We start from the raw sequence: 15693 nt of genomic DNA, 5'->3' as shown, positions 1-15693 counted from the left end.
CATCAATCTCCTAATAATGGGTATTATCACTACCAACGTTACTGAATAGTTTCCGCTTCAAAAAACCATAGGCCTTTTTCACTAACTGACGGTCCCCAATCTGAATCCAATTACACTCCACATATTTCACTTGATTAGTGTTAATCCATACGTCCATCAACAATTCTGAAAGGTAGCCAAATACCCGGGCTTCCTGCGTCGAATAGTTCGTGATGTCAATGTGCTTTTCCACCTCAAACAAGACGCCAAACATCCACTTACAGTAAGCATCAAAATAGTTCTTTTGCATAATAAACATGTTAAACATATGGGCAGAGCGACTTGCCATCACCGCATCGAATGCCGCTAAGTAATCTGGATCGTGTTGTGCGATTACCGCACGAGTTACATCCAGTGGTTCTTGATAATGCGAATGAAGGTAATGCGATTGAATCGTTTCGATGTAATAATGTCTTTTTTTGGGCAACACAACGGGCGCTTGCTTCAGTAAATCATCAGCTTGCGACGCAGTTAACACTGCATCTAAACTGCGCCGGTGGCTTTCACTAAAAAACCGTCGGTAATGAACTAATCCAATGGCATCAACCGCTTGCAAATTTTTCCATGCCCAGTAAACCGCCGTTAGTTCGTTATAGTTGGGGTTTTTCGCAGAAAGATTGTCACCCTGATTATCCAACTGAAAGCCCGTTTGTCCGGTGTCGTTAAAGGTGGCACCCACAAGGACTGGTAAGTATAATTGTTGGTCGGCTGGCATCGGAGCGGCCTTATGGGTAGCAACTAAAATTTTGGTTTTCATGGGAAGGTCTCCTTACAATCACGTTGACAAAACAAAAGTGAATCAAAACTGATTCACTTCGATTAGTATGCAGCGTTCGGCTTTATCATAATTTTGACAGTGTCAAACATCATCTTTAAATCAAACGAAAAGGAACTTTTTTGAATATAATCTAAATCTAAATTGACCATTTCATTAAAGTCAGAACTATTACGCGCCGTGGTTTGCCAGAGTCCCGTACAACCAGGGACTACCAGCAACCGCTGTTTATCGTAATCAGTATATTCCTCTACCTCACTCGGAATCGGGGGGCGTGGTCCAACTAACGACATACTCCCACTAATTACATTAAATAACTGGGGAAGTTCGTCCAAACTGTATTTCCGAATAAATTTCCCAATTTTCGTAATCCGGGGATCATCCTTAATTTTGAACATGGCCCCTTCAACTTCATTTTTATTTTTTAATTCTGCTAGTTTTTGATCCGCATTGGGAACCATTGACCGAAATTTAAGCATCTTAAAATGAATGCCATTTTTGCCAACTCGTTCCTGGACATACAACACTTTTCCGTGCGAGCCATCAAATTTAACTAGCAAACAAATCACTAATAACAGTGGACTGATTAAAATTAAACCTAAAACACTTAAAAGTACATCCATCATCCGTTTCACAGAAAAATAAACTGGTCGATTTTGTACTTTTGCTGGATTAAGCCAGATCTGTTCATCAGTCAAATCTAATCACCTTTTTCTTAAAAATCAGTCCTCAGTAACCTAATAATTACCGATGTAAAGCGCTCTAATTATATCATACAAAATCGGTAAAAGAAAAAACAGTTAAAAATTACGGTTGTTGCTTCGTCCTTGTTTAACCCACTTTACTCCAAAATAAAAACCTAATGTAGTGTTTTTTAGCTAGCTCATCGCATTACATTAAGTTCTTTTTAACGCTTATTCAACTTCATTAACCGCTTTGCCAGCAACCGGAACCCGCTTGGTGTCACCATTTAAATACCAACTATACTCAATATCCATGTGACCAACGTCTAAAACTTGTTGGGTGGTGGATCGGGCTAGATCGTACGTGAGGATGGTAGCAGTCGGTCCCAACGCGACCAGTACCAAGTCAATGCCCTCCGTTTTCATTTTCTGAACAGCCGTAGAAAAAATGGTGGCGTAGGATTCAAAGGCATTGCGGTCCGGACAGGTAAGCCGAACCACTCGTTTAGCTTGACTTAATAAATCATTATTTTCGCCAAACTTGGTTGCGCTTCCTTCAATCATTAGGACCGTTTTGTGCTTTAGGTATCCCTTGAATTTAGCAAAAACATAATCTGCCACAGACTTATCAATTAAGTCCATGTACGGTCGGGTTACCGAAGTGTTCAAGTACTGCTTGTTGGGATCCGGATCACTCGTCCACTGCTTTCCATACTTTCCCATTTCTCGTTCCCAGTACTTTTTCGCCGTTAAAACGGTGGGATCACGAAAGGCTTGGGGAAGTCCAACCTGCACTCGTGGGTCCTTGGTATTCATCACTTCCAGCAATCGTTTACTAAGCTCTGGGGATTCCTTTTCATAGGAATTTTGTTCGATCATGTGAATCCATTTAAATTCACCGTCGCCAAACCGACTTAACGAAACTTGCTTATCCACAATTGCATCAATTGTTTGTTGGATGGTTGCAATCGCAAACTCTTTATATTTACGCTTATATTTAACCTGATAAATGGGGATATACACGATATCGTTAACCGCTTTATCAATAAAAACGCTGGCTTTCATCGCAAAACCTCTTCTTTATTCTTCCTTAGATCTGGCAAAAGTACTCATTCCAGCACCCAGCCGGACTAGTTAGTAACTTTGCTCGCTTAATGGCGCTGACTTAATTTATGGGTTACTTGTGCTAACGTAGTTTTGATCAACCGTGGTCGTAAACATAACAACATGATGGCGTAACATACCATCCCAATGAAAATTTCTTCAATTAAGACCAACCAAGTATCCTGGGATTTTATGTCAATCACAAACACGATTATAAACATTACCAACCCGGCGATAAAATATTTGAAGTACCCTGTAAACAAATCGGTTAAACTAACCTGATTGCGGATGGAATAAACTTGGTAGACCGTTACACAAACTTCAGAAAGCACCGTAGCTAACGTGGCGCCCACCGTTCCAATCGTTAAAATCAGGGGCACGTTTGCAATGATGTTCACAATTGCTCCAATAATTACCGAATAGTTATACGCTTTATTTTGTCCCGTGGGGACTAGGTACTGCACTCCAATGGCATTACTCCAAGCAATTAGAACGATAACCACCGATTCCAACATCATTAGCGGAATCACCGGCGTGAACTTAGGAGAAAAGAACAACGGAACTAGAGTGTGTGCCACTGCGGCAATTCCAAACATTAACGGAATTGAAATGGCCGTTACAAACTCAAACGTGGTGTATAGATACCGACGTACTTTCTCGTATTCACCCTTTTGAAAGGCATTCGCAACGTGCGGTAACATTACCATTCCGGTTGCGGTAACAACCGCTAACGACATCTTCACAATTTTGTCAGACTGGCCGAAGTACCCTGACTGGGTCACGTTAGTCATGATTCCCAGCATGTACTTATTCACATACAGGTAAATCTGCGTGGCAATTTCGGGAATAAAAAGCGCAAACGTGGGATAAAAATGCTTGAACAAATTGAAATGCTTCCAATCTGGCAAGCCGATATACTTGCGTAAACTTGGAAATAACGTCAGATTCCCGATTAATGCAGATAGTGACAAAATTAAAATATAGGTCGCTAAATCACTATATGATTTTACCAGGGTGAAAATACTAATCAGGGTGATAATTTTAACCAACAGGTTCCGTAAAACCGTAATCGAAAAATTCTCCACTCCTTGGAAAAACCACGAAATATCAAAGGCGGCTGCTAACAGCGAAAACGACTGAGCCAGGTAATATACCTGAAAGCGGTGCACCAGGGATAGAAAAATGAAGAACGCAATGTAGGCTACCCCGATGGTGATTAACCGCATGAAAAAGATTTCATAAAACGTATTGGTCAGCTTCGCCCGGTTATTGCGCACATAGGCAATTTGGCGATTCCCATAGAGGGCCACCCCCACGCTTCCGAAAATAATGAAAAATTGAATGACGGCATTCGTAAAATCATTGATTCCGACCCCTTTTGGTCCTAAAACCCGGGCTAGATAAGGGGAAGTGACCAATGGTACCAGTAAGATAAAAATTTGATAAAAAGCATTATATAAGTAATTTTTAATTACTTTCATCCTAATTACTCACCAAATTCCGTTTTGACCAAGCGTAAGGCTGACATAATCGTTTGGTCCATGTTGTAGTACCGGTATTGCCCTAAGCGACCCCCAAAGACCACGTTCTCAGCTGCCTGATTGGCTAAATCTGTATACTGCTTGTATAAAGAGCGATTCTGTTTGTTATCAATTGGGTAGTATGGTTCGTCACCCCGACTCCAGTCTTTCGGGTATTCATGGGTAACCACCGTTTTGCCCTTGTTCCCTTTGCCAAATTCAAAGTGCTTGTGTTCAATCACCCGCGTAAAGGGCGTTTCTGCATCCGTATAGTTAACGACCGCGTTCCCTTGGTAGTTATCGACTTCCTTCACTTCGGTTTCAAACCGTAAACTCCGGTACTCTAATTCACCGAGGGCATATTCAAAGAATTGATCAATCATGCCTGTGAAAATAATCCGTTTCCCGGACTGCAGATACTCATCTTTGTGGTCAAAGAAATCCGTGTTAACCTTTACGTCAATTAGATCACTGGCTAACATTTTTTCAATGATTTGCGTGTACCCACCCTTGGGAATTCCCTGGTAAGGATCGCTAAAGTAATTATTGTCATAAATAAACCGGACGGGAATCCGCCGAATAATGAACGACGGCAGGTCAACTGCCCTGCGTCCCCACTGCTTTTCGGTGTACCCCTTGATCAACTTTTCGTAGATATCCGTTCCCACTAAGGAGAGCGCTTGTTCTTCGAGGTTAGTCGGTTTCTCCGGTACGTTAGCGCTCTGCTTTTGTTCTTCGATTTTAGCCTGGGCTTCGGCGGGCGTCCGGACCCCCCACAGTTTGTTAAAGGTGTTCATATTAAAAGGTAGGTTGTAAATTTCGCCATGATAGTTGGCCACTGGACTGTTGATGTAGTTATTAAATTCCGCAAACTGCTGCACGTATTCCCAGATATCTTTCATTTTAGTGTGGAAAATGTGAGCCCCAAACTGGTGGACCTGGATTCCTTCTACTTCTTTGGTGTAAATGTTGCCGGCCACGTGATCCCGTTTTTCAATCACTTCCACGTGGTTGCCGCGTTTTGCTGCTTCGTATGCAAATGTTGAGCCGAATAATCCCGAACCAACTACTAGATAATCAGTCATAACCAAATTTCTCCTTACTAGGTAATAAAACTTTCAAAGCAAACAGGGTAACGTTAAATGCCACCGTCATAAATAATGTGGAAAATGTTCCTTCAATCATGGTAACGACAAAAATCAACAGAAAGGCCGTTAAAAAGACTTGTTTTTTACTGATGATTAAATAAAAAGCCACTTGAATCGCTAAATAAACGATGATAAATGCGATTACTCCATTTAATAGCATGACCCTTGAAAAGGATGAATCAATAAAAAAATAATGTCGGACGGGCTTTAAACTGTACCCATTTCCATGTTCGACCAAGCTTTGACCTAACAATTGCACCGAATACCGGTTGGCTGCATAAGCAACCAACGACAAGCGATTACTAAAGAGTTGGTTAAAAAAGTTCCAGAGCATGCTGCTGGGATTAAAGAAAAAGGCCGAAACTGCCGTCCATAAAAAGACCACGGTAGGCATGATTAAGATAATCATTCTAACCAGATTAAATTTAAGCGCCTTTCCGTAGTAACGCCACAGCGTTACCAGCGCCAACAATTCAATACAGATAAAGTCATTCCGCGTATCAGTGATGATGTACACAATTAATCCTACCAAGGCCATCGCCCCAAAGCCAGCCATAATCACCTTTTTATTGGTCGTTTTAAACTGCCAACAGAGGTAAGCCACCATGGTGAAAAAGACCATTGAAGCAAAAATGGTGGGGTAGATGGTCCCCGCCGCAATTCGAAAGTTTCCGTCTCGTAGGTAAATTAAATCCGGAATCAAACCTAGTAGTGACCCTAACACGGTCAGGACTAGGACGCTTAACATTGTAAAAAATGAGGTTTTAAAAATTCTTTTCAAACTGACCCCTAGGGACCCCCAAATCATGAAATAGGAGTTCGTCAAATCATGATATTTAGAGACATAGGAGGAGTACAACAAGATTAACCCGAGTAGCACAAAGACCATTTTTTTGCGATTAGCGAGCTTATCTAACAGTAAAACCTTTGCGGTTACCAGCAGTAATGGTAAGTAATCAAATAAGGTACACATTCTGGCAATCATACGATATTGTGGCACAAACATGGTCATGCGCAGGGTTCCACTTAAAATCAACATCACGAACGCCACTAAAAAGATTAGGCTACTATAATTAATGGAACGTTTAAAGTTAATCAAAAATCAACCATCTCCCTACAATTAATCTTCCGTCGGAAGTTATCGTTATTCTGCTCTATTAACACTCATTCCGGCACTTCTGGGCGTCCGTAATTCGGGTTCGGTCGCGCGTTGTTTCTGTTTAACCTTAAAAACTTCACCATTAACATCAGCTTTGTTCAACAACGCTTTTTTACTACTCATGTTGGTTGGATCTGGGTACTGGTCGTGATTTTGGTACTTCCAGTTAAATTTATCGGTTTTAATTTCAACTGAATCGCCAACGTGTAAATCCAACAGATTGTTATTGCTAATGTGCGTTCCTTCGTACATTGTAATCAAGTTATCGTTTGGACCAACTGTGCGTGCATTGACTCCGGCTACAATTGGATTACTAGGGTCAAGATCAGAAGTTGTAATTCCTACTTTCCCATTTTCATTATTAATCCAAATTACTTTCCCAGTGGCTACTTTCACCGGTTTTCCACTTGTAACCAGTTGGTTCGGTGCATCAACGTTACTTAATTTCCCTTTAAAGATAAACAGTAGTAACAATAGTACCAACGGAATCAGTGCTAAGATAACTTCCGTCACTTTACTATTTTTCCACTCTTTTTTAGCGTGCTTGCCAGTTAATCCCGGTCGTTTTTGGTCATTATCAACGTCAGAACTAGCTAAAATTGGTCCGTTAGTTTTGTAATCATAGAACAAAAAGAGCAGAAAACCAGCAATGATAACTAAAAAGACGGCCGCGATGAACAGCTTATTATTAAGCAGTCCACCCAATCGAAACAATAAATACTGAAATTTTGAATATTCCATTTGTTACTAACCTCTCTTTAATTCAAAGCAATCTTTCCAGTGGTTGCGTATGGCAAATCAAGGCTGTTACGGATCCGGTCGGTAGTTTTTTGCAACTCATTTTGGGGGGTAACTTCCATATCCTGCCCATCAATCATTTCACCTGATTGACCGCTTAAATAAGTATTCTCAATGTTTTTCCGTCCGGATAAGTAACCGGTCGCAATTGCCGATAAATCAGAAAACTGTAAATCAGTTTGGGTGTTTTTCGCGATTGAATCAATGAAACCTTGGTTTAACAATGATGTAACCGAACCACTCTTGGTAACGACTGCCTCCAGCAACTGGCGTTGGCGTTGTTCCCGGCCAAAGTCTCCCCGGGGATCATCGTACCGCATCCGGGAGTAAGCGAGCGCCTTTTTCCCGTTCATCTTGGTTGGTTGGCCCTTCGTGAAGTGATAGCCTTCGTAATCAAAGGTTAATTCCGGTTCGATGGTTACGCCCCCAACTTGATCAACGATTTGGACCAAGCCTCTCATGTTAATCATGGCGTAGTAATCAATCGGCACGTTTAACATTTGCTGCACCGTTTGAATGGCAGTTTTGGTGCTTCCGTATGCGTAAGCCGCGTTAATTTTAGCGGGTGATTGATCAGCAAAGCCGGGGATGTTAACGGCCGTATCCCGGGGAATACTGGTAATTAACGTCTTGTGTTGCTGCGGGTTAATGGTTACCACCATCATGGTATCCGTTCGCCCTTTGTACGTCCGGCCTAGTTCACCGGTATCCGTTCCCATCAATAAAATTGAAATGGGTTGCTTGTTCTTAAGGAGGGCCTTTGTGTCCCGTTCTTTTTTCATTCCTGCACTGGTATAAGATTTGTCAACGGCGTTCTTAACGGCGAAATATTTGTAGGATCCAAATGCTACTATCCCTAACAACAGGACCAGAATAATTGTCAAAATAATATTTCTAGTATGATGCGATTCCTTCGGCTGTTGATCTCGCTGTAACCGACTTTCTTCCATCCTGAAAATCTCCTTTATCTACTTATCTGTAAACGACAATACTTACAGTTTACCAAACTACGGCACTTTTTAAAACATTCAATTCCCGCGGGTCTTGCGAGCCTCATCAACTTGTGTTATTTTTACCATTCCAAAAAAATTGACCTTTTTTGACCTTTTTGAGCTAAATCCTGTTCTTTTTGGTTAAAATTGGTTAAAATTATATCAGAGGTTGAGATAAACCTCAGACGGCAGTGCTTAAAAGCTGCCTGGCAACTAACTTAGGAAAGAAGGATTTTTCTATGGCAAGCAATTTTGGAAACGATCCATTTGGAAACAGTGGAATGGATGACTTATTTAACAGCTTCTTTAACAACATGGGTAACAACCCGAACGCACGTTACGTGGTTAACGGGCACGAGCTTACCCCTGAACAAGTTGCCGAAATGCGCCGGACGGGCCGGATTCCCGGCCAAACTGGTCAGCATAACGCTACTACTAACCAAGCCAATCAAACAAATCAAAAACAAGAAAGTTACCTTGATAAAATCGGTCGTAACTTGACTGATGAAGCTAAGCAGGGCTTATTAGATCCTGTTATTGGCCGTGATCAAGAAATTCAAGAAACGGCAGAAATTCTAAGTCGTCGGATTAAAAACAACCCGATTTTAGTTGGTGATGCCGGAGTTGGTAAGACCGCGATTGTCGAAGGCTTAGCCCAAAAGATTGTGAAGGGTGAAGTTCCTGCTACGATTAAGGACAAGGACATCATTTCGATTGATTTATCTTCGTTAGAAGCGGGCACTCAATACCGGGGTGCTTACGAAGAAAACATTCAAAAGTTAGTCAAAGAAGTTGAACAACGTAAAAACGTCATCCTCTTCTTTGACGAAATTCACCAAATCGTTGGGGCTGGTGCTTCTGGCGATGAAAACGGAGGCAAGGGCCTGTCAGATATTCTGAAGCCAGCATTGTCGCGTGGTGATATCTCCGTAATCGGTGCTACTACCCAAGACGAATACCGAAACACCATCATGAAGGACGCTGCTTTAGCGCGGCGGTTCAACGATGTTACGGTGAACGCGCCTAGCAAAGAAACTACCTTTGAAATCTTGCAAGGCATCCGTAAGTCTTACGAAGATCACCACCAGGTTAAATTACCCGATGACGCTCTAAAGGCTGCGATTGATTACTCCGAACAATACATTCCCCAGCGTTCGTTACCAGATAAGGCCATTGACCTAGTTGATATGACGGCTGCTCACCTAGCTGCTAAGCACCCGGTTACTGACAAGGTTAGTCTTGAAAAAGAACTCAAGGCCGCTAAAGAACAAAAAGACGCTGATGCTAAGGCTGAAAACTACGAAGCTGCGGCTAAGGATAAGGAAAAGATTGAAGAGTTAGAAAAACAACTCAATAATCAATCTGACAACTCCGAAACTCCCGTTGCTAAACCAGCTGACATCGCTGAATCAGTAGAACGATTAACTGGAATTCCAGTTTCACAAATGACTTCTGATGATATGGAACGGCTGAAAGGCATGGGTTCCCGGCTCAAATCACACATCATTGGTCAAGATGAAGCCGTTGATGCTGTAGTTAACGCTATTCGTCGGAACCGGGCGGGCTTTGACGAAGGCAACCGTCCAATTGGTTCCTTCCTCTTCGTTGGACCGACTGGAGTTGGTAAAACGGAATTGGTTAAGCAATTAGCTAAGGACATGTTTAACAACCAAGACTCCATCATCCGCCTTGATATGTCAGAATACCAAGACGAAACTGCGGTATCTAAGATGATTGGAGCAACCGCTGGATACGTTGGTTACAACGATAACGGTAACACATTAACGGAACGGGTTCGTCGGAATCCATACTCAATCGTGTTACTGGACGAAATTGAAAAAGCGAACCCACAAGTAATCACACTCCTCCTCCAAGTAATGGATGATGGTCGGTTAACTGATGGGCAAGGAAACGTGGTGGACTTTAAGAACACCGTGATTATTGCTACTTCCAACGCCGGCTTTGGTAACAACGCCATGTCAAATGACGAAGCTAAGAACCAAAGCATCATGGATCGCTTAGCTCCCTTCTTCCGTCCTGAATTCCTAAACCGGTTTAACGCCATTGTTGAGTTCTCGCACCTATCTAAGGAAGACTTGAGTCAAATTGTCGACTTGATGATTGAAGACCTTAACAACACGTTAGCACGTAAGGGTATGAAGCTTTCTATCTCCCAAGACGTGAAGGATTGGTTGATGGAACAAGGCTACGATGAAGCCATGGGTGCTCGTCCCATGCGGCGTGTCATTGAACAACAACTCCGTGACAAGATTGCCATGTACTACCTTGATCACCAAGATGTGAAAGACATCAAGGCCGTTCTTGATAAGGAAAACAATACGTTACGAATTGAAGCAGACCACGTTGCTGAAAAAGCAACTAAATAATGATTAAAATTACTTGAAAAAGAACTCGTCTCGCGACGGGTTCTTTTTTTCCTTAATTTTCCGTTTGCTATTGTAACGGCGTTCGTACGGTTATATCATTAAAGGCGTGTCGAATAAATTTTGCAAAAGAGGTTCCCCCAATTATGCCAACCGAGCGTCCTAACTATCGCTTTATTACTGGATTTACCGGCCTGCGGGCACTAGCAGTAATTTGCGTGCTTCTGTATCACTTTAATCCCACCATTTTTAGTGGTGGTTATCTAGGGGTCCCGGTCTTTTTAACCCTGTCCGGTTACCTAGTTACCGATCACCTTTTAAATGAATACCACACCACGGGGCAATTTCATTACGGTCATTTTTGGTATAAACGTCTGAAACGGCTCTATCCCACTTTGATCGTCATGTTATTGGCAACTGCCAGTTACATTACGTTCTTTCAACGGAATCTACTTGCCAACCTGTGGCAGAGTATCTTAACCAACTTAACTTACGTTTACAACTGGTTTGAGATCGCCAACGGGCAATCCTACTTTCAAAAATTCGCTGGTTCCGAGTCTCCGTTTACGCACCTCTGGACGCTCTCAATCGAAGGTCAATTTTATCTAATCTGGCCCCTGATCGTCTTATTCCTGCTCCGCTGGTTTAAAAACCGGCGCCAAAGCAATCGGAGTGTCCTCATAATGGCGCTCCTGCTTTCTCTCGGATCCAGCCTGTTAATGGCGCTCCTGTTCCACCCGGGCGTGGACCCTAGTCGGGTTTATTACGGAACGGATACCCGAATGTTCTCGCTGCTACTCGGAGCCGGGTTCGCCGTGCTCTGGCCTAGTAAGCACGTGCTTGCGCACCCCAACCGCCACCAACGCCGCTTCTTTGCCCTGGTTGGTGGCCTTGGAATCGGTGGGATGGCGCTCATCATCCTCACGGTCGGCGCTCAGTCGGCGTTCCTCTACCGGAGTGGGATGTTTCTCTTCTCGGTTTTAACGCTGCTCGCGATGTGGGCCATGATTGCCATCACTGGCATGTGGAACCGCGCTTTAACTAATCCGGTCTTTAACTGGATTGGGTCACGCAGCTATGAAATCTACGTCTACCAGCTCCCCGTCTTTGTCTTTTTCGGTGATAAGGTGCCAAACCTCGCCGCTCACCAGTGGCTGTACGCCGGAATTGAAGTAGCGCTTATCCTCGTTATCTCAGAACTATCATATCGGTACGTGGAGGTGCCCTTCAGTCACTATGACTACCGTAGTGCCCTCCGTCGCTTATCCGCTTTCTTTACCCAAATCACCTTCAGACGGGCTCTCCTAGCGTTCATTCTGGTGTGTGGAAGCGTGGGTGTCATCCAATCAACCACTGTGGATCCAAAGGTTGCCAACCACTCCCCCCTTGCCAAGCACATTCAGAAGAATAGCAAACAGGAACAGCAGTATAACCAAAAGCTGGCCCAGCAAATTAAAAGCGGGAAAAAGGTTCAACGGACCTCAACTGACGCAGCCAAGATTCAAAAAGACGGCCTGACTAAGGCACAGTTAAAACAGGCTCAGCAACTTTCCGGAAGTGCCGTTGGTGACTCCGTCATGTTAGCGGGACGCGATGAGCTTCAAAAGATTTTCCCGCAACTCTACATTGATGCGCAGGTTTCACGCCAGCCGGATGCCGCCATTGCTTCCCTAAAAGCAATGGAAAGCCAGGGATTACTGGGAAAGAATATTATCATTGGATTAGGAACTAATGGAGCAATTAAACCAGAAACGCTTAGTGAAGTTTGTCAAATTGCCGGCCCCAACCGCCACATTTTCTGGATTAATAATCACATTCCTTCCCAACCTTGGCAAAATCAAAACAACGAGTTGCTCCAAAAAACGCAACAAAAACAGCCTCACTTCTATGTTATTGATTGGAATGATTACGTTGCTAAGCATCCTGACTGGCTCTATGATGACCAGGCTCATCCCAACCAAGCTGGGAGCCCGAAGTATGCTACCTTCATTGCCAAACAAGTTTTACAACACGCCGTTAAATAACGAAGACCCAAAGGATTAGTTATGCATTTTCCCCATTTTCGTAAACTTACCCTCTTAAAAACGGGCGCCGTTTTACTCGGGCTCCTACTGTTATTGATAGTCTTTAAAGACTATCAGCCCCAGCTTAAGATGATGTTCAATCCCGCGGAACGTCCCGAGGCCATTCATGAAATTCGGAACCATGGAGCAACTGACCTCGGTCTTTTAATGTTGCTACTCTACCTTGGAACGGTGGTTCCGGGGCTTCCAGTTGCACCGATCGCTATTTTGGCAGGCTTATGCTTTGGAACCCTCCCGGGCACAATCATGAATGCCATCAGCATTGGCCTAGGGAACCTAACCGCATTACGGCTAATCACCTTCATGAAAAACGATTTGGAAAAACAGTACCGCCACAATCGTTTCGCTAATCATCTTAAGCACAGTAAGAACCCCCTGATGGCGCTTGTGATTGGCTATGCGCTTCCCATCATCCCTTCCTACCTCGTCGATTTACAGGCTGCTAATGGTGAGAAACAATTCGGTCCCCAACTAATTGCGGTGGCCGCTTGTTTAGGAACCATTCCACTTTCCATCATCTATGCGCTAGGTGGAAATAGTATCTTCCAGGGAAACTGGTTGGAAATAATTTGTTTACTAGTCTTTATGGCCATCTTTTTCAGCGGTGCTAATTGGCTCCTGCAAAAACTGGCAACCAAATAAAAAAAGACGATGCCGTGGCATCGTCTTTTTAGTTGAACAAACCACCAACTAGTAGCTGGTAGTTAATCGATTAGCAGCCAATCACACCGTCCATCTTGGTGTCATCAACGCCTTTGGTAGCGTCGTTCGTGGTCATTTGACCATCTAACAACTCACTGTCACTCTTTAGTTGTAACCAGTTGTGGTTAAAGTCGATCTTCATTCCCTTATCAAAGAAGGACATATCATTTTCACTCGTGTAGAATGGCGCATCCTGGTTGTTGTCCATTTTAATCTTATAAGGATCTGCTAATTCTGATACCCCGACCACTTGGAAAGTATCACCAACTGTACAAGAACCGCCACCTTTAGAGTATTGGTTGGAGCCATCGTCAGTTGCTAATAGGTAATATTTTGCGTTTGCTAACCGTTTTTTGATGTAGTCCATTGCTGCATCCGTAATCGTTAAGTTCATAATAATTCCTCCTTTAAATAGCTTACTAATTTATTCTAACAGCTTCTATTTCTGAACCCTAATATTTAGCTCACAAAATTTAATTTTCAACAATTCAAATTCTAACGGCTCCCCGCTCCATTCCAAAATTAAATGTGTTAAAATTAGGCTATCTCAAACAGAAAAGGAGAACTAGTATGGTTATGTACAAAGATCTTGAAGGCAAAACTGCTGTAATTACCGGAGGAGACTCTGGGATTGGAGCAGCAATTGCTGAACGACTCGGCCAAGAACACATGAACGTGGTAATCAACTACCACAAAAACGAAGCCGCTGCTAATGACACCGCTACTAAAGTAGAAGCTGCCGGTGGTAAAGCAACCATCATCCAACACGATATCAGTAACGAAGCCGCTGCTGATGCGTTAGTTAAAAAAGCCGTTGATACCTTTGGTGGCATGGACGTCTTCTTCAACAACGCTGGAATGGAAAAAAGTTGTCCTACTGATCAAATTGAACTTAACGACTGGAATACTGTCTTAGGCGTTAACTTAACGGGGACTTTCTTAGGAACCAAAGCTGCTCTTGACTACTGGTTAGCTAACAAGAAAAAGGGAGTTGTGATTAACACTTCTTCCGTGCACCAACAAATTCCTTGGCCTAACTTCGCAAGCTATGCTGCAAGTAAAGGTGGGGTTAAGCTCTTTACTGAAACAACTGCAATGGAATACGCGAACCAAAACATTCGGATTAACCAAATTTGTCCCGGTGCGATTGATACTCCAATTAACGCCAAAAAATTTGCTGATCCAGAACAATACGCTTCAACGGTTTCCATGGTTCCAATGAACCGAGTTGGATCCCCTGCTGAAGTAGCTGCTGGTGCCGCTTTCTTAGCTTCTGATCAAGCTAGTTACATCACTGGAGTTTCCCTCTACATTGATGGTGGAATGACTCTTTACCCTGCTTTCAAAGACGGTAAGGGCTAAACTTCTTATTTTTCAACTAAAAAAGCCAATTGTGAATTTCACAATTGGCTTTTTTGTTAGGTTAGCGATCTAATTCGTGCGCTAACTTGATAATGTAGTCCTTCAAATCAGCACTTAGTTCGGGCCGTTTCAATCCAAAGCGGATGTTCGTTTCTAACCAACTCAGCTTGTTCCCAGTATCGAACCGTTCTCCCTTAAACTCGTGCGCATAGACCTTTTGGGACTTGTTTAAAGTATCAATCGCATCCGTTAACTGGACTTCATTCCCCTTCCCCGGCTTCGTTGTTTCCAACACATCGAGGATTTCCGGGGTAAATAGGTAACGACCGATAATGGCCAAATCACTCGGGGCATCATCAGGGTTCGGTTTCTCCACGAATTGCCGGACTTGATACGTTTCATCATCGAGCTTCTCTACGGGATCAATCACCCCGTATTTTGAAGTATCTTCGTGTGGGACCCGCATCACGGCTAACGTTGAAGCTCCCGTCTTTTCGTAACTATTAATGAGTTGCTTCGTTAACGGAACTTGGTCAGTCATCAGGTCATCACCGAGCATTACTACAAACGGTTCGTCTCCGATGAAACTCTTCGCCGTTAACACGGCATCGCCTAAGCCCTTAGGATAGCCCTGCCGGACGAAATAAACCTTGACGTCGTCAGTCGCCCGAACTGCTTTTAGCATCTCGAGTTTGCCCTTACGTTCCAGGTTATCTTCTAACATGAAGTTCGGTGAGAAGTGGTCTTCGATTTCATTCTTGCCACTTCCGGTCACGATGACAACGTCCGTAATCCCGGAAGCCTTGGCTTCTTCTACAATGTATTGAATCGTTGGGGTATCAATGACCGGTAACATTTCCTTCGGTACGGCCTTGGTTTCTGGGAGGAACCGGGTTCCTAATCCCGCGGCGGGAATCACCGCTTTGGTAACTTTTTTCATTTT

The 15693-nt window shown here is 43.3% G+C and carries 14 protein-coding genes; 4 read left to right on the top strand and 10 right to left on the bottom strand.

Annotation, left to right across the window (positions count from 1 at the left end):
* Window positions 1–10: 10 nt before the first annotated feature.
* The 8 genes from M8332_RS00540 to M8332_RS00505 form a co-directional block, all read right to left on the bottom strand.
* Complete coding sequence (locus tag M8332_RS00540; protein ID WP_252780219.1) at window positions 11–796, bottom strand: DUF4422 domain-containing protein; 786 nt, start codon at window positions 794–796, stop codon at window positions 11–13.
* 62 nt (window positions 797–858) lie between these two features.
* Entirely contained in the window at window positions 859–1512 is a 654-nt protein-coding gene (locus tag M8332_RS00535; RefSeq protein WP_252780218.1) for a sugar transferase, read from the bottom strand.
* 216 nt (window positions 1513–1728) lie between these two features.
* Window positions 1729–2562, bottom strand: a complete 834-nt coding sequence (locus M8332_RS00530; protein ID WP_252780217.1) for a GT-D fold domain-containing glycosyltransferase — start codon at window positions 2560–2562, stop codon at window positions 1729–1731.
* A gap of 86 nt (window positions 2563–2648) precedes the next feature.
* A complete protein-coding gene (locus tag M8332_RS00525) occupies window positions 2649–4082 on the bottom strand; it encodes a flippase (protein WP_252780216.1) in 1434 nt (477 codons plus the stop codon).
* 5 nt (window positions 4083–4087) lie between these two features.
* Window positions 4088–5206: a UDP-galactopyranose mutase gene (gene glf, locus M8332_RS00520; RefSeq protein ID WP_252780215.1), complete on the bottom strand. Its 1119-nt coding sequence runs from the start codon at window positions 5204–5206 to the stop codon at window positions 4088–4090.
* Entirely contained in the window at window positions 5199–6368 is a 1170-nt protein-coding gene (locus M8332_RS00515; protein ID WP_252780214.1) for a hypothetical protein, read from the bottom strand. The genes glf and M8332_RS00515 overlap by 8 nt, the downstream gene beginning before the upstream one ends.
* Window positions 6369–6413: 45 nt before the next feature.
* Window positions 6414–7169, bottom strand: a complete 756-nt coding sequence (locus M8332_RS00510; RefSeq protein WP_252780213.1) for a hypothetical protein — start codon at window positions 7167–7169, stop codon at window positions 6414–6416.
* A gap of 17 nt (window positions 7170–7186) precedes the next feature.
* Window positions 7187–8176: an LCP family protein gene (locus M8332_RS00505; RefSeq protein ID WP_252780212.1), complete on the bottom strand. Its 990-nt coding sequence runs from the start codon at window positions 8174–8176 to the stop codon at window positions 7187–7189.
* A gap of 281 nt (window positions 8177–8457) precedes the next feature.
* On the opposite strand from M8332_RS00505, the gene M8332_RS00500 reads away from it, so the two are divergent.
* The 3 genes from M8332_RS00500 to M8332_RS00490 all read left to right on the top strand — a co-directional run bounded on the left by M8332_RS00500 (window position 8458) and on the right by M8332_RS00490 (window position 13328).
* On the top strand, window positions 8458–10605 hold the full coding sequence (locus M8332_RS00500; protein WP_289847020.1) for an ATP-dependent Clp protease ATP-binding subunit: 2148 nt from the start codon (window positions 8458–8460) through the stop codon (window positions 10603–10605).
* Between the two features lie 143 nt (window positions 10606–10748).
* A complete protein-coding gene (locus tag M8332_RS00495) occupies window positions 10749–12626 on the top strand; it encodes an acyltransferase family protein (RefSeq protein WP_252780211.1) in 1878 nt (625 codons plus the stop codon).
* Window positions 12627–12719: 93 nt separating this feature from the next.
* Window positions 12720–13328: a VTT domain-containing protein gene (locus M8332_RS00490; RefSeq protein WP_252780210.1), complete on the top strand. Its 609-nt coding sequence runs from the start codon at window positions 12720–12722 to the stop codon at window positions 13326–13328.
* 70 nt (window positions 13329–13398) lie between these two features.
* Here M8332_RS00490 and M8332_RS00485 read toward each other — a convergent pair whose 3' ends face one another.
* On the bottom strand, window positions 13399–13782 hold the full coding sequence (locus M8332_RS00485; RefSeq protein ID WP_252780208.1) for an iron-sulfur cluster biosynthesis family protein: 384 nt from the start codon (window positions 13780–13782) through the stop codon (window positions 13399–13401).
* 182 nt (window positions 13783–13964) lie between these two features.
* On the opposite strand from M8332_RS00485, the gene M8332_RS00480 reads away from it, so the two are divergent.
* Window positions 13965–14750: a glucose 1-dehydrogenase gene (locus M8332_RS00480; RefSeq protein ID WP_252780207.1), complete on the top strand. Its 786-nt coding sequence runs from the start codon at window positions 13965–13967 to the stop codon at window positions 14748–14750.
* 61 nt (window positions 14751–14811) lie between these two features.
* On the opposite strand, the gene galU is transcribed toward M8332_RS00480, so the two are convergent.
* Window positions 14812–15690 (bottom strand): UTP--glucose-1-phosphate uridylyltransferase GalU, encoded by an 879-nt coding sequence (galU, locus tag M8332_RS00475; RefSeq protein WP_252780205.1) that lies wholly within the window; start codon window positions 15688–15690, stop codon window positions 14812–14814.
* Window positions 15691–15693 lie beyond the last annotated feature (3 nt).

The organism is Fructilactobacillus ixorae, assembly GCF_024029915.1.
GTDB lineage: Bacteria > Bacillota > Bacilli > Lactobacillales > Lactobacillaceae > Fructilactobacillus > Fructilactobacillus ixorae.
This window is presented reverse-complemented; position numbering and strand designations above follow the sequence as displayed.